Raw genomic sequence first — 15,647 nt, 5'->3', positions numbered from 1 at the left:
GGGATGCGGCTGAACAGGGATCAGGCAATCGCCATCAGGCTGGCATTGCCGCCCGCCGCGGTGGTGTTGGTGGAGATCACCACCTCATCGACAAGGAAGTCCAGCGGATAGGCGCCCAGCGTGCCGACCTCCACCGCATGCACCGAAACGATCGGGCCGGGGCGGGCCGCCAGCTTGGCGGTTAGCGCGAGAACCATCACCTGATCGCCCTCCACCAGCGCGGCGGAGAGATCGGGGGCGGTGTCGCTGGAGAGATGCGCCTTGACGCTGGAGGGCAGATCGGCGGGCAGGGGCATCGCCTCCACCACGCCATGGTTGCCGGTGGCCAGCACTGCGGCAATCTGGTCATAGAGCCCGGCAGGCGTGGCCGGAGCGATCAGCACGCGGCCGCGCGGATGCAGCGCATAGACATTGCTTTCACCCACCGGGCCGGTGAGTTCGGTGCTTTGCCCCAGACGGCTGCGGGCGCCGTAGGTGCGTGCGGTTGCGGCGGCTGCGGTTTCACCCTTGGCTTCGAGCCACGCGATGAAATCCGTCAGCGGCTTGGGCAGAGCGCTCTTGTGCGCTTCCACCGCAGCAGGCGTGCTCACCAACCGGCCCAGATAGAGCGGGCCGCCCGCCTTGGGGCCGGTGCCCGACAGGCCGCGCCCGCCAAAGGGCTGCACGCCTACGGTGGCGCCGATCACATTGCGGTTCACATAGAGATTGCCCGCCGCGATGCGCCCCGTCACCTGCGCCATCACATGATCGAGCCGCGTGTGCAGGCCGAAGGTCAGGCCATAGCCGGTGGCGTTGATGGCATCGATCAGGGCGTCGAGATCATCGCGGGCGTAGCGGATCACATGGAGGACGGGGCCGAAGACCTCGCGCTCCAGATCGGCGATGCTGTTGATCTCGATGATGGTCGGGGCCACGAAGGTGCCGTGTTCTGCCTCGGCGGGCAGGGTCTGGCGGGTGATGGCGCAGCCCTTAGCCTGCATCTTGGCGATATGCGCTTCGATGGTGTCGCGGGCTTCCGCCGAGATGATCGGGCCGATGTCCACCGCCAGAAGGTCCGTGCGGCCGATGCGCAGTTCGTGAAGCGCGCCGCGCAGCATGGTAAGGGTGCGGTCGGCCACATCCTCCTGCAGGCACAGGATGCGCAGCGCCGAGCAGCGTTGCCCCGCGCTGTCGAAGGCCGAGGCGATGACGTCGGCCACCACCTGTTCGGCCAGCGCCGAGGAATCGACGATCATGGCGTTCTGTCCGCCGGTTTCGGCGATCAGGGGGATCGGGCGGCCCGAGGGCAGGAGGCGCGTGGAGAGCTGGCGCTGGATCAGCCGCGCCACTTCGGTCGAGCCGGTGAAGACCACACCGCAGGTTGCGGGAGCGGCCACCAGCGCCGCGCCAATCGCGCCATCGCCGGGGAGCAGTTGCAGGGCGTCCGCTGGGACTCCGGCCTCATGCAGCAGGCGCACGGCTTCCGCCGCGATCAGCGGGGTTTCCTCGGCGGGCTTGGCCAGCACCGGATTGCCCGCCACCAGCGCGGCGGCGACCTGCCCGGTGAAGATCGCCAGCGGGAAGTTCCACGGGCTGATGCAGACCACCGGGCCCAGCGCCTGCTGCTGCGCGCCTAGCGTTTCGCGGGCCTGATGGGCGTAATAGCGCAGGAAATCGATGGCCTCGCGGACCTCGGCGATGGCGTTGGGGAGGGACTTGCCCGCCTCGCGCGCGATCAGGCCCAGCAGCACCGGCATCCGGGTCTGCATGGCATCGGCGGCGCGCTCCAGCATGGCGGCGCGCTGGTGGACGGGGGTATGCTGCCAGTCGCTGGCGGCGGCGCGGGCCATGGCGCGCGTCACCTGCGCTTCATCGGCATGGAGGGCGGTGCCCACCACATCCCGCAGATTGCCCGGGTTGCGGATGGTGACAGGCGTGCCGGTGCCTTCGCAGGATGCGGCCTGCCATGTCTGGGCTTCGGGCAGGGTTTCGTTGAGGGCGGCCAGCACCGTTTCATCGCTCAAGTCCAGACCGGCGGAGTTGTGGCGATCGGGATAGAGGTTGCCGGGCAGGGCGATCAGATGGTGCGCCGCGCCTGCCGGGCTTTCCTGCAGGGTGGTCTCGACGGGATCGATCACCAGTTCCTCGACAGCAATCGCCTCATCGCCGATGCGGTTCACGAAGGAGGAGTTCGCGCCATTCTCCAGCAGGCGGCGCACCAGATAGGCCAGCAGCGTCTCATGCGTGCCGACGGGCGCGTAGATGCGGCAGGGGCGCGCCAGCCCCTCGGGCGCGACGACATGGCTGTAAAGCGCCTCACCCATGCCGTGCAGGCACTGGAATTCATAGCGGCCACTGGTGAAATCATCGCCTGCCAGATGGTGGATCGTCGCCACCGTCTGGGCGTTATGCGTAGCGAATTGCGGGAAGATCGCGTCGGGCGCGGCCAGCAGGCGGCGTGCGCAGGCGATATAGGCGACATCCGTGTGATTCTTGCGGGTGTAGACGGGGAAATCGGGCAGGCCGTCAAGCTGGGCGCGCTTGATCTCGGCATCCCAATAGGCGCCCTTGACCAGACGGACCATAAAGCGGTGCCCGCTGCGGCGCGCCAGATCGATCATCCAGTCCAGCACGAAGGGGCAGCGCTTGCCATAGGCCTGCACCACGAAGCCGAGCCCGTTCCAGCCCGCCAGATCCTTATCGAAGGCCAGACTCTCCAGCAGATCGAGCGAGAGTTCCAATCGGTCCTGCTCCTCGGCATCGATGTTGAAGCCGATGTTGTAGCTCTGGGCCAGCAGGGCCAGTTGCTTCACGCGCGGCAGCAGCTCATCCATCACGCGCTGGGCCTGCGAGCGGCTGTAGCGCGGGTGCAGCGCCGAAAGCTTGATCGAAATCCCCGCGCGTTCATACACACTGGCGCCGCTGGTCTGCTTGCCGATGGCGTGGATCGCCTGCTCGTAATCCTTGTGGAAACGATCGGCATCGGCGGCGGTGGTGGCCGCTTCGCCCAGCATATCGTAGCTGTAGCGGAAGCCCTTGGCCTCCATGCGCTTGCCGTGGCGCAGCGCTTCCTCGATGGTTTCGCCCGCCACGAATTGCTCGCCCATCAGGCGCATCGCCATATCGACGCCGCGGCGGATCACCGGCTCGCCCGCGCGGGCCACCAGACGGGTGAGGGCGCCGGAAAGCCCGGTTTCATCCACGCTGCCCACCAGCTTGCCGGTGACGACCAGACCCCATGTGGCGGCATTGACGAAGATCGACTTGCCGCCGCCCAGATGCGCGCGCCAGTCGCCCATGGAAACCTTGTCGCGGATCAGCGCGTCGCGGGTGGCGGCGTCGGGGATGCGCAGCAGGGCCTCGGCCAGACACATCAGCGCCACGCCCTCCTGACTGGAGAGCGCATATTCCTGCACCAGCCCTTCCACGCCGCCGCGCTTGCCCTGACTGCGCAAAGCTTTCACCAGATTGGTGGCGGTGCGGGCAACCTCGGCCTTCATCGGCGTATCCAGCGTAGCCTGAGCGATCAGCGGGGTGAGGCAGGCCACCTCATCGCGCCGATAGGCCGCCGTGATGGCCGCGCGCAAAGGCGTAGCAGGGCGGATGGCGGGGGCGAAATGGGCGAAGGGGCGCGGCGCGGTCTGGGTCATACGCGTAGTGTAATGGGTTTGCATTTGGCGATCCGGCCAATTATCGCTCTGCACTAGGCGAATTCACCAAATTTTAGCTTGAGAGAGGGCGGATTGTATGGAGGGAGATCGGATCGTGGTCGATATGGACGATTTCGACCGCAAGATCATTGCCGCTTTGACCAGAGACGGGCGGATGACCATCACCGATCTGGCCGAGGTGGTGGGTCTCTCCAAAACGCCCTGTCAGGTGCGGCTGAAGCGGCTGATGGAGGCCGGGGTGATCAAGGGCTTTCGCGCCATCGTCGATCCCACCAAGCTGGGCTTCGATCATGTTGCCTTCGCCGAGGTCAAGCTGGCCGACACGCGGGAGGCGGCGCTGTTGGCCTTCAACCGCGCGGTCCGGCTGATCCCCGAGGTGGAGGAATGCCATATGATCGCCAGCAGCTTCGACTATCTGCTGAAGGTCCGCACCAGCGACATCTGGCGCTATCGCATCGTGCTGGGCGAGAAGATTTCCGCTTTGCCGCATGTCGCCAGCACATCGACCTATGTGGCGATGGAGACGGTGCTGGACGCCAGCGCGATGCCGCGCGGGGATTAAAGCGCCGGAACGGCCTGATCGGACTGGCTTAAGCGGCGGTCAAACCAGCTCCATGCGAAGATCAGCAGGGCAAGGCCAAGGCCGCTGGTGGCGAGGCTGATCTCGATCAGGAAATGCGTCCAGTCCAGATGGAATCCGGGCAGGTTGCGCGCCAGCAGCAGCAGGATGCTGCCGCCATAGCCGAAAGCATCGGCCAGATAGATCATGAAGCCGGCATTGCCCGGCGTGCCGCCGCTGGCCACCAGCCGGTCGAAAAGGATGCCGTTAAAGGGCGTATAGGCCAGATAGAGTCCTGCGCCGAGCAGGATCATCCATGCCACCGCGCCGATCAGATGCGCCGCAAAGCCCAGCGAGGCGCCGCCCGCCATCACCAGCCCCAGCCCGATCAGCACCATATTGGCGGCGACAGCCTTGCGGTTGTCCTTGAACACCATCAGTGCACCCAGCGCGGCCAGCACCACCATGCTGACGGGGATCTCGCTCCAGGCGAAGATATCGGCCTGACCGCCATGGCCGACCTCACGCCAGATTTCGGCGGAGAAATTATCGCGGAAATCGCGCAGGGCGGTCAGCATCACATAGAGCAGGATCAGGCTGCTGAGGCCCACCGCATAGTGGCTCCACAATTGCGCGCGGGCGGCGCGGTTCATCGGTTTGCGCTCGATGCGTTCGGCGATGTCACGTGCATCGGGTTCGGGCAGGATCGAGAGGCCGTAGAGGCACACCAGCAGCAACGGGGCGAAAAGCGCGCCGGTGGCAGCGGGCATCCAGAAGGGGCTGATGCCGCGCAGCAGCACCCATTCGCCTACCGCTTTCACCGTGCCGGAGGAAAGGATGAAGCTGGCGCACAGAATGGCCGCGATCAGCTCGGACTGGCGCCGCCCTTCCACAAAGGCGAAGACCATGCCCCAGATCATCCCCAGCGCTAGGCCGTCGAGAAACAGGCAGGCCACATTCCATGGCGCGGGGATCAGGGCGAAGAGCACCAGCGCCGCCTCGGCCAGCGCGATCTGCGCCAGAATGCCCAGCACGCGGCGATGGGCGGGCAGTTCGGAGATGATCTTCACGCCCACCATCTTGGCCAGCGCGTAACCCACCACCTGAGCGATCACGAGCGCGATCTTGTAATCCATGCCCAGCACGCTCAGCCCGTCGAAATCGGCGACGGTGAAGGGTTTGCGGAAGGCATACATGGCAAAATAGACGCCAAAGGCCATCAGCCCGGCAAAGAGGCCAAAGGCGATGGGCGAGAGGCGCGAGAGCCATTGTGTCGATCTGCGCGTCGGTGTGGCGGGGGAGGTGTGTGGCACGAGTCTTTCGCAGCGCGGTTTGAGGATGTCGGCCCTTATGAGATTCTTATATGACCGATTGCCGACATGCGGATCGCAAGGCCGGTCATCGCGCGCCATCCTTGAGGGCAGGGGCGATCGCCGGGCCAGCGGTCGGCGGCGCGGCATGATGGCGCGGGATCGAGGTGGGCATGGTTTCCACCGCCTGGATCATCATCCGCATCAGGCCCGAGCGGCGCTGTTCGCTGCGGCAGACGAAATAATTGGTGAGCAGCGCCGGATCGGGCTGGGCATCGGGCTGGATGGCGCAAAGCCTTGTATCGGGCGGGCACTCGCTGGCGAAGAACAGGCTGACGCCAAGGCCCAGCGCCACCGCCTCGCGGATGGTCTCGCGGCTGTGCAGCTCGATCTTGCGGGCGGGCACGATGTCATGGGCGTTGAGCAGGCTCTCCATCGCCCCGCGTGTTTTCGAGGAGGCCTCGCGCACCAGCAGGCATTCCTCGGCAAGGCGGGCGAGGGGGAAGGTGTCCGCCCCCGCCAAAGGGTGGCCGCTGGCCACCACCACTGCCAGAGCATCGACGAACAAGGGGCGATAGAACAGGCGCGGATCGACCTGCGGATCGCTGATGATCCCCACATCGGCCCGCGCATCGAGCAGATGGGCCAGAGTGTTGCGCGAATTGTCGATCTGCACCTCCACCTCGATGCCGGTTTCCATCTGCATGATGGTCTGGGCGAGGCGCGCGGCATGCACCGGCGAGTCCGAGATCAGGCGGATGCGCTGCCCTTCGGCATTCACCCTTTCATCGAGCAGCGTTTCGATCTCTTCGGCGGTGGCGAACATGCGGCGGGTGAGTTGTAACAATTCCTCCCCGATCGGCGTCAATTGCAGCGGGCGGCGGCGGCCCTCGAACAGCTGAGCGCGGTGGCGTGTTTCCAATGCTTTGATTTGTTGAGATAATGTTGGCTGCGAGATGTTGAGCCTGCGCGCCGCGCGGCTGAAGCTGCCTTCGCTGGCCACGGCGTGAAAGGCACGCAGATGCTGATGGTTGACGGCCCCCATATGCCTTATCTCACTGTGATTGTTATAGATTTTTTATACCTCGATTGTGACAGAGCGGTGACCAGCCTGCCGCAACGCAACATTTTATAGATCAGACCTATAAAGGCCTTAGCCGATATATATTGGCCGCCTGCCCGCCCTTTTGACAAACACGCCCCCAACACGGCGACCGCCCCAAGGGACGGGGGCGGCGCCCTGCATAATGACATGTTTTGCGACCATCTCCGTCATTCATGAGGGCACCATGACCATCCGTTCAAACCTGCTCAAATCCGGGCTTATGCTGTCTTGCGCGGGTCTCGCGCTGGCCGGCACGCAGGCCTATGCCGATGAGGCTCCCGCTCCTGCCGCCGAAAGCGCGCCGGTTCCCGAAACCACGGGTGACATCGTCGTCACCGCGACGCGCCGCAGCGAGTCGATCCAGTCGGTGCCGATGACGCTTCAGGCGCTGTCGGGCGCGACGCTTTCGCAGCTGAACGTGAACAATTTCAGCGACCTGCTGAAGTTCACCCCCAACGTCACCTTCTCCAGCAACGGCCCCGGCCAGGGCGCGATCTTCATGCGCGGCCTCTCCACCGGCTTCGCGGGCAACCAGTCCTCGGGCACAATCGCGCCGTTCCCCAACGTCGCGCTCTATCTTGACGATCAGTCGATGCAGTTCCCGGCGCGCAACGCCGACGTTTATATGGCCGATATCGAGCGCGTCGAAGTGCTCGAAGGTCCACAGGGCACGCTGTTCGGCGGCGGCGCTCAGGCGGGCGCGGTGCGCTACATCACCGCCAAGCCCAAGCTGGACCGCTGGGAAGCCCATATCGAGGGCAGCTTCGGCGGCACGGCGGGCGGCGCCCCCAATGCCTCGGGCCAGGCGGTGATCAACATCCCCGTCATCAAGGACAAGCTGGCCGTGCGCGCGCTGATCTACAGCGACCATCAGGGCGGCTATATCGACAACGTGCCCAGCACCTTCACGCGCCGCGCCACCGATGCGGGCAGCGTCTCCTATGGCTTCACGCCCACCGCGGCCAACCAGTCGAACGGCGGCGTCTACAACAATTACGCGCTGGCCAAGCATGACTTCAACCCGGTCGACTACACCGGCGGCCGTGTCGAGGCGCTGTGGGACATCGCGCCTGACTGGAACCTGCTGGTGGCCGAGAGCTATCAGCATCTCGACGCGCAGGGTTCGGCCAGCAGCTATCCGGTGGGCAGCGACTTCCAGACGCTGGGCGCCCTGCAGACCACAACCTTCGTGCCGCAGTGGAACACCGACACCTACTGGAACACCGCCTGGACGCTGAACGGCAAGATCGGCGCGTGGAAGGTGGTCTACACCGGCGCCTATATGACGCGCCATATCTCCGAACAGCAGGACTATTCGAACTATTCGCGCACCGGCGGCGGCATGTATTACCAGTGCAGCGGCAAGGCCACCGGCTGGGGCACGGGATCGACCTTCTGCTACTCGCCGGTCGCCTATTGGAACGACACGATGCGCAACACGCATCACAGCGAGGAACTGCGCTTCCAGAGCCCCGAGAACAAGCGCATCCGCGTGATCGGCGGCGCTTACTGGGAAAAGTTCGGCATTCAGGACGTGATGCGCTTCGACTACAAGTCGATCCCCAGCTGCACCACGACGCTGATCGCGGCCAATGGCGTCTGCTCGGGCTCGGTGTCGACGGCGCCGAACAGCACCGCCAACCAGCCGGGTCTTGAGCCGGGCAACACCGCTTTCGGCGAGGATACGCAGCGCGGCTATGATCAGCTGGCCTTCTTCGGCTCGGCGGACATCGACATTCTGCACAATCTGACGGTGACCGGCGGCACGCGCTATTACCGCTACAAGGAATATGAGGTCGGCTCGCAGTTCGGCACCGTGCCCAGCGCCTGCTATCAGACCATTTCCTGCGGCACGGCAGGCCAGGTCAACATCGATGCGGCCAATGACCACGTCACCTATCACGGCTTCAAGAGCAAGGCCGAGATCGCCTGGAAGCCGCGCGAGCACACGCTGGTCTATGCCTTGTTCAGCCAGGGCTTCCGCCCGGGTGGCTTCAACCGTTCGAGCAGCCTGGTGCTGCCCGACCAGAATGGCGTGCCTCAGCTGAAGCGTCCCAACGGCTATCAGCCCGATACGCTGACCAACTGGGAAATGGGTCTGAAGACCGATCTGCTCAACCATAAGGTGCAGTTCAATCTCTCGGCCTATTACATGGTCTGGAACAATGCGATCATCAACTTCTTCAACCCGGCGGGCGGCTTCGGCAACACCAGCTTTGCCACCAATGGCCCCAGCTATCATGTGAAGGGCGCCGAGCTGCAGATCTCCGCGCGGCCGATGGCGGGCCTCTCGGTCCAGTTCGGCGGCACCTATAATGACAGCAAGCAGTCCTCCTCGCCCTGTCTGGTGGCCAACAACCCGCTTTCGGTGAACAATGGCCAGTGCATCACCAGCTATTACCCCAAGGGTGTCCAGCAGCCGGTGCAGAGCCCCTTCGGCGCGATCGGCAGCACCACGCCCTACAGCCCGAAGGTGCAGGGCAACATCCGTGGCCGCTATGAATGGGCCGGTCGCGGGGACTACAACTGGTTCGTGGGCGGCGGCGTGTCGTACAACGGGCCGATGTGGAACCAGCCTTCCACCTATCCTTCGGGCGATGGCGTTTCGGTGCCGGGCACCACGCTGCTGCGCTATCACATGAAGGGCTATGCTCTGCTCGACGCCCAGTTCGGCTTCAAGCACAACAACTGGACCATGTCGGTCTTCGGTCAGAACCTGACCAACACCCATGCCTCCACCTTCACCTCCTCGGCGCAGTTCATCAAATCGGAACTGCCGCTGCGGCCGATGACCTATGGCATCAAGTTCGCCATCGATCTCTAACGTGTCACGATACTGTCATGGGCGGGGTGCCAGTCGCCCTGCCCATGACACCTTCTTCTCCGCTGACGGAAGCCCCCATGCTGCACACCCCCGAAACCCTGCCCGAGGCGGAGCTGATCCGGCTGCGCGCCGCGCAAGGGGAGGGGCAGCATGAGACCGTCGCCCGCGAGGCCGCCGATCTGCTGGCGCGCTGGGGCGACCATCGCGATCTTCTGCTGATCCATGCCACCAGCCTGCGTTTTCTGGGTCGTTTCGATGAAGCTCTGGCGCAGCTGGACCGTTTGGCGGTGGATCATCCGCATTTCAGCCTGATGCATCAGGAGCGCGGCCTGTGCCATATCGCGCGCCGCGATGCCCCTGCCGCCATTGAGGCCCTGCTGACCGCCGTGGGCATCAACCCCGCGCTGCCGCACAGCTGGAAAATGCTCTCGGGCGTCTATCGCCTGACCGGCGATATGGAGAGCGCGCTCAAGGCCGAGGCGCATGTCCACACGCTGCGCGCCCTGCCGCCGGTGGTGGTGGAGGCCACCGCGCTTTTCGCCGATGGCGATCTCTCGCAGGCCGAGGCGCTGACCCGCCGCTTTCTCCTCACCCATGGCGACCATCCCGAAGCCATGCGCCTGCTCGCCAAGATCGGCGTGGCGCATGATGTGCTTGACGATGCCGAGGTGCTTTACGCGGGCGTGCTGACCCTTGCCCCCGACCATCGCGCGGCACGTCAGGAGTATGTCGAGACGCTGATCGCCCGCCACAAATACCCCGAAGCGCGTGAGGCGCTGGCCCCCTTGCGCGGCGGGGATGAGGATCTGCAAAGGCTGGATGCCACCATTGCCGTCGGGCTGGGGCATCATGAGGAAGCCATTGCGCTCTATCATGCGATGCTTGCCCGTCTGCCTGCCGAGCCGGGTGACAACACCGCCTTGCGGGGGCAACTGGCCGATCTGCATCTCTGGCTGGGCCATGCCCTGAAAACGCTGGGTCGCGTGCCCGAGGCGATCGCCGCCTACACCCATGCCGCCGCCCTGCGCCCCGAATTCGGCGATGCATGGTGGAGTCTGGCCAATCTGAAAACCTATCGCTTCACCCCCGAGGCGGTGGAGACCATGCGCAAGGCTGAAGAAGCGCCCGGCACCATCGCCATCGACCGGGTGCATCTCAACTTCGCGCTGGGCAAGGCGCTGGAGGATGCAGGCGATGCGGCATCCTCATGGCATCATTACGCGCGGGGGAACGCCCTGCAGCGCGAGGCCAGCCAGTACCGCCCCGAAATCCTCGAAACCAACACCCGCCTGCAAAAGCAGGTCTGCACCAGCGCCTTTTTCACGGCGCGCGAGGGCTGGGGCGCTGCCGCCCCCGATCCGATCTTCGTGCTGGGCCTGCCGCGCTCGGGCTCGACGCTGATCGAGCAGATCCTCGCCAGCCACCCCGAGATCGAGGGCACGCAGGAACTGCCCGATATCCAGCGCATCGTGCTGGAACTGCAAGGGCGCGAGCATGATATCGATGCGCCCGCCTATCCCGGCTCGCTGGCCGATCTTACCCCGCTGCAATGCCGGGCGCTGGGCGAGCGCTATCTGGCCGAAACACAGGCGCAGCGCAGTCTGGGCCGCCCCTTCTTCATCGACAAGATGCCCAACAACTTCCGCCATATCGGGCTGATCCATCTGATCCTGCCGAACGCGAAAATCATCGATACGCGCCGCGATCCGATGTCCTGCTGCTTTTCCAACCTCAAGCAGCTCTTCGCGCAGGGGCAGGAGTTCACTTACTCAATCGAAGACATCGCCCGCTATTACCGCACCTATCTGGAGCTGATGCGCCATTGGGATGAAGCTCTGCCGGGCCGGGTGCTGCGGGTGCTGCATGAGGATGTGATCGAGGATTTGGAAACCCAGGTCCGCCGCCTGCTCGACCATTGCGGCCTGCCTTTCGATGAGGCCTGCCTCAACTTCCACCAGAACCGTCGCGCCGTCCGCACGCCGTCGAGCGAGCAGGTTCGCCGCCCGATCTTCCGCGACGGGATGGACCAGTGGCGCGCCTTCGAACCCTTTCTCGATGATTTGAAAACGCACCTCGGCAGCGCGCTGACCGACTGGCGGTAGATTTTGTTGTCGCATCGTTTTTCGCGAAAAACCGGTGCCCACTTTTTCGCACGATGCTTGAACGGAGAGACGATGACGCAAACCTATGATCTGGCGGTGGTGGGCGGCGGCATTCTGGGGCTGGCCCATGCCTATGTTGCGGCACGCGAAGGCCTGAAGGTGGTGCTGATCGAGCGCGACGGCGCGGCCAGCGGCGCCTCGATCCGCAATTTCGGCTTTATCACCGTCACGGGTCAGGAGCGCGGCACCAGCTGGCAGCTGGCCCGCCGCACCCGCGATATCTGGGCCGATCTGGCGCCGCGCGCCGCCATCCCCGTCGAGCATGAGGGCCTCTACCTCACCGCCCGCTCGCCTGAGGCCATCGCGGTGATCGAGGCCTTTCTGAAAACCGAAATGGGCGAGGGCTGCAGCCTGATGGATGCCGCAGCCTTCCGCGCAGCATCGGGCGGCATGGGCGGCACGGATCTGCTGGGCGCACTGCACAGCCCGCATGAGATCCGCGTCGAATCCCGCTTTGCCATCCCCCGCATCACCGCCTTCCTTGCCGAGCAGATGGGCGTGACGGTGATGACCAAAACCGCCGTGCATGAGATAGCCCCGCCGCGCCTTGCCACCTCGCGCGGGGTGGTCGAGGCGGGGCAGGTGGTGGTCTGCCCCGGCGATGATTTCAGCACGCTCTATCCCGAGCGGATCGCCGCCTATGGCCTGACGCGCTGCCGCCTTTCGATGCTGCGGCTGGCCGCGCCGGGGCGCGTGAGGCTGCCCGGCGCGATCATGTCCGATCTGGGGCTGGTGCGCTATCGCGGCTATGGCGCTCTGCCTGAGGCCCGCGCTCTGGAGGCAAGGCTGCGCGCCGAGGTGCCGCGCCTGTTTGACAATGGCGTCCATCTGATCGTGGCGCAGGGCACCGATGGCAGCCTGATCGTGGGCGACAGCCACCATTACGCCGATGTGCCGCCCCCCTTCGCTCCCGCCAGCGCCGAAGAGGACATCCTTCAGGAATATGCCACCGCGCTGGGCGGCCCGGTGCCCCCAGTGATCGAGCGCTGGACGGGGACCTATGCCGTCGCGGCGGACAGAACTTTCCTGATCGATACGCCTGCCGAGAATGTCCGGCTGGTGATCGTCACCAGTGGCACGGGCGCCTCCACCGGCTTTGGCATTGCCGAAAAGGTGCTGGCCGATCTGGCCGGCCTGCATGTGGGAGTTACAGCATGACCGCCTCCGCTTTCCCCATCAAGGCCGTGGTTTTCGACTGGGCCGGCACGATGATCGACTTTGGCTGCATGGCCCCGGTCGAGGCGCTGGTCTCGGTTTTTGCGCGCGAAGGCATCGCGCTCACCGATGCCGAGGCGCGGGCCGATATGGGCAAGGCCAAGCTCGATCATCTGCGCGCCATTCTGGCCAAGCCGGAGCTGGCGGCGCGCTGGCAGGCGGCACGTGGCAGCCTGCCCGATGAGGGCGATGTGCTGGCGCTTTACGCAAGGCTAGAACCGGCGATGCAGGCGGCGGCTGCGGCCTCTGCCACGCTGATCCCCGGCGCTGTCGAGACCGCCAAAGCCTTGCGCCAATTGGGCATCCGCATCGGCTCGGGCACCGGCTACACGCGTGAGATGATGGCGCCGATCCTGCCTCTGGCCGCGGCGCAGGGCTATGCGCCCGAGGTGGTGATCTGCGCCGGAGAGACCCCCAGCGGCAGGCCCGCGCCGCTGATGACATGGGCCGCCTTGATCGCTCTGGACGCTTGGCCCGCCCGCCGCTGCATCAAGGTGGACGATGCCCCCGTCGGCATCATCGAAGGCCGCGAAGCTGGCTGCTGGACGGTGGGCCTGGCCGCCTCGGGCAACGGCATGGGGCTGAGCCTTGCCGATTACCGCGCTCTGCCCGAAGCCGAACGCCATGCGCGGCGCGAAGCCTCGGCCCGCTTGCTGCAGGATGCGGGCGCCGATTATGTGATCGACGATATCAGCCAGCTGATGCCGGTTGTGCATGCCATCGCCGGGCGCCTGGCGGAGGGCAAGTCCGAAGGCTGAGCGCCTGACGCCACGGAAAAAGCGATACGGCGCGTATCCTGCGCGCTCCTGTCGTCGTATAGGGGAGAGACACAGGGCACACAGCCATGCGTCAGCCAGATCCAAGCGACAGGATACACACCGTGCCGGCTCATGAGAAACCTCCCCTTGCATCCATGGCGCTGATCGGCGCCGTTGCCACGACGCTTTCGCTCGGGCTCGCCTGGGCCGGAGGGCTGATCGGGCCGCACCGCATCAGCGGCGGCGATGTGGCCACGGCGCTGGAGGACAATGGCGGGCGCTATCCCGGCTATCGCCGCGCCCATGCCAAGGGTCTGTGTTTCAGCGGTTCCTTCGCGGCCAATGGGGAGGGCACGGCGCTGTCCACCGCTGCGGCCTTCCGCCCCGGCAGCTATCCGGTGACGGGACGCTTTTCGCTGGGCGGCGGCAATCCGCTGGCGAGCGACGGGCGCAATGTCTTCCATTCCATGGCACTGGTGCTGCGCACGCCGGACGGGCAGGAATGGCGCATGGCGATGGACCATACGCCGATTTTCCCGGTGGCGGATGTTCCCGCTTTCGTGGGGCTTCAGAAGGCCTCCACACCTGATCCGAAAACCGGCAAGCCCGATCCGGCCCTGATGAAGCCTTTCCTTGCCGCCCATCCGGAAGTCACGGCCTTCCAGAGCTATATGGCCAAGGCGGTGCTGCCCGACAGCTTTGCCAATGCCACCTATTACAGCATCAACGCCTTCCGCTTCACCGATGCGGCGGGCACCACCCGCTTCGTGCGCTGGCAGTTCGAGCCCGAGGCGCCTCTGACCGGGCTGGACAAGGCGAAGCTGGCCGATCTGCCGCGCGATGCCCTGTTCAAGGAGATGATCGCCCGCACGGCCAAGGGCCCGTCGCGCTGGCATCTGAAACTGGTGGTCGCCAATCCCGGCGATGTAACGGACAAGGCCACGGTGGCCTGGACCGGCCCGCATCGCAGCGTGGAGGCCGGGATGCTGACGCTGACGGCGGTGCAGCCCGAAGAGCAGGGCGCCTGCCGCGATCTCAATTTCGATCCCACCATCCTGCCGCGCGGGATCAGCCCGTCTGACGATCCGCTGCTGGGGGCGCGGTCGAAGACTTATTCCTCCTCCTTCAACCGCCGGGCCGGGGAGGGCGCCCATCCCAGCGCCATCGGACAGGACATCGCCAAGGAGACCGCACGATGAGCCGTCATCCCAAGGATTTCCACCCGCTGCTGCGTTTGCTCCACTGGCTGATGGCGCTGATGGTGCTGGCGATGATGTTCATCGGCGTGGGCATGGTTTCGACCGCCGGGCCGCTCTATCCGGCGCTGCTGGCATGGCACCGGCCTGTGGGGATTGCGATTCTGGTGCTGGTGCTGATCCGCCTGCCGCTGCGGCTGGTGACGGGTGCGCCGCCGCTGCCTGCCGATTTGCCACCGCCGCAGAAGCTGGTGGCCAAGGCTTCGCATGTGCTGCTCTATGCCAGCATGGTGGCGATGCCGCTGATCGGCTGGGCAATGCTGTCAGCCGGGGGCTATCCGGTGGTGGTGGGCGGCTTGGTGCTGCCGCCGATCCTACCGCATGATCTGGCCATCTATGCGCTGCTGCGCTGGGCCCATACGGTGATCGCGCTGCTGTTCTTCGCTTTGGTGCTGGCGCATCTGAGCGCCGCGCTGATGCATGGCCTGATCCGCCGTGATGGCGTGCTGCGCAGCATGACCAGCGGGCATCGTCGATAGAGGGTGAGGCCGGGCCTGCCCGAAAGGATCGGGCCCGGTCGCAGCGATCCGCGCTGAGCCAAGGCTTTGCAGCCTTGTGTTGCGTATTATGGTGTTTTGGGGATCGTGATCTCGTTCACGAGGACGTTGACGAAATGGCTCCCTGAGTAGGATTCGAACCTACGGCCGCTCGATTAACAGTCGAGAGCTCTACCGCTGAGCTATCAGGGACCATGTCGTTTCCGCCGTGGCATCGCTGCCGGGCAGGAGCGCGCTAATAGCAGGCATTCCGAAGCTGACAACCCAAAAATGCCGCCAAAATGCAAAAAACATCCATCTGTGGAAAAGTT

At 65.2% G+C, this 15,647-nt stretch carries 10 protein-coding genes and 1 tRNA gene; 7 read left to right on the top strand and 4 right to left on the bottom strand.

The genetic code is table 11. The annotated features are described in order from the left end of the window. Positions 1 to 20: 20 nt before the first annotated feature. A complete protein-coding gene (putA, locus tag HGK27_RS11605) occupies positions 21 to 3,653 on the bottom strand; it encodes a trifunctional transcriptional regulator/proline dehydrogenase/L-glutamate gamma-semialdehyde dehydrogenase (RefSeq protein WP_206240709.1) in 3,633 nt (1,210 codons plus the stop codon). 73 nt (positions 3,654 to 3,726) lie between these two features. Between putA and HGK27_RS11600 the strand changes: the two genes are divergently transcribed. Then, complete coding sequence (locus HGK27_RS11600; RefSeq protein ID WP_206240707.1) at positions 3,727 to 4,212, top strand: Lrp/AsnC family transcriptional regulator; 486 nt, start codon at positions 3,727 to 3,729, stop codon at positions 4,210 to 4,212. Here the strand turns inward: HGK27_RS11600 and HGK27_RS11595 are convergent. Then, complete coding sequence (locus tag HGK27_RS11595) at positions 4,209 to 5,522, bottom strand: DUF5690 family protein (RefSeq protein WP_241127053.1); 1,314 nt, start codon at positions 5,520 to 5,522, stop codon at positions 4,209 to 4,211. The genes HGK27_RS11600 and HGK27_RS11595 overlap by 4 nt on opposite strands. 85 nt (positions 5,523 to 5,607) lie before the next feature. Next, positions 5,608 to 6,564 carry a LysR substrate-binding domain-containing protein gene (locus HGK27_RS11590; protein ID WP_206240705.1) on the bottom strand — a complete coding sequence of 319 codons (957 nt, stop codon included), beginning with the start codon at positions 6,562 to 6,564 and terminating at the stop codon, positions 5,608 to 5,610. A gap of 244 nt (positions 6,565 to 6,808) precedes the next feature. Between HGK27_RS11590 and HGK27_RS11585 the strand changes: the two genes are divergently transcribed. The 6 genes from HGK27_RS11585 to HGK27_RS11560 all read left to right on the top strand — a co-directional run bounded on the left by HGK27_RS11585 (position 6,809) and on the right by HGK27_RS11560 (position 15,318). Continuing rightward, positions 6,809 to 9,448: a TonB-dependent receptor gene (locus tag HGK27_RS11585; RefSeq protein ID WP_206240703.1), complete on the top strand. Its 2,640-nt coding sequence runs from the start codon at positions 6,809 to 6,811 to the stop codon at positions 9,446 to 9,448. A 77-nt stretch (positions 9,449 to 9,525) separates the two neighbouring features. After that, on the top strand, positions 9,526 to 11,550 hold the full coding sequence (locus HGK27_RS11580; RefSeq protein WP_206240702.1) for a sulfotransferase family protein: 2,025 nt from the start codon (positions 9,526 to 9,528) through the stop codon (positions 11,548 to 11,550). Between the two features lie 72 nt (positions 11,551 to 11,622). Then, positions 11,623 to 12,768 (top strand): TIGR03364 family FAD-dependent oxidoreductase, encoded by a 1,146-nt coding sequence (locus HGK27_RS11575; RefSeq protein WP_206240700.1) that lies wholly within the window; start codon positions 11,623 to 11,625, stop codon positions 12,766 to 12,768. Next, positions 12,765 to 13,583 (top strand): phosphonoacetaldehyde hydrolase, encoded by an 819-nt coding sequence (gene phnX / locus HGK27_RS11570; RefSeq protein WP_206240698.1) that lies wholly within the window; start codon positions 12,765 to 12,767, stop codon positions 13,581 to 13,583. Before HGK27_RS11575 ends, phnX begins: the two co-directional genes overlap by 4 nt. A gap of 122 nt (positions 13,584 to 13,705) precedes the next feature. After that, positions 13,706 to 14,782, top strand: coding sequence for a catalase family peroxidase (locus HGK27_RS11565; protein WP_241127051.1), 1,077 nt, complete (start codon positions 13,706 to 13,708; stop codon positions 14,780 to 14,782). Then, the gene (locus HGK27_RS11560; protein WP_206240696.1) at positions 14,779 to 15,318 is read left to right on the top strand and encodes a cytochrome b; all 540 of its coding nucleotides are present in this window, start codon (positions 14,779 to 14,781) and stop codon (positions 15,316 to 15,318) included. The genes HGK27_RS11565 and HGK27_RS11560 overlap by 4 nt, the downstream gene beginning before the upstream one ends. Before the next feature lie 135 nt (positions 15,319 to 15,453). On the opposite strand, the gene HGK27_RS11555 is transcribed toward HGK27_RS11560, so the two are convergent. Continuing rightward, positions 15,454 to 15,528: transfer RNA gene (locus HGK27_RS11555), tRNA-Asn, on the bottom strand. Between the last annotated feature and the right edge of the window lie 119 nt (positions 15,529 to 15,647).

Source organism: Novosphingobium terrae (assembly GCF_017163935.1).
Lineage (GTDB): Bacteria > Pseudomonadota > Alphaproteobacteria > Sphingomonadales > Sphingomonadaceae > Novosphingobium > Novosphingobium terrae.
Note: the sequence above shows the minus strand (reverse complement) of the source record. Positions and strands in the feature narration are given on the sequence as shown.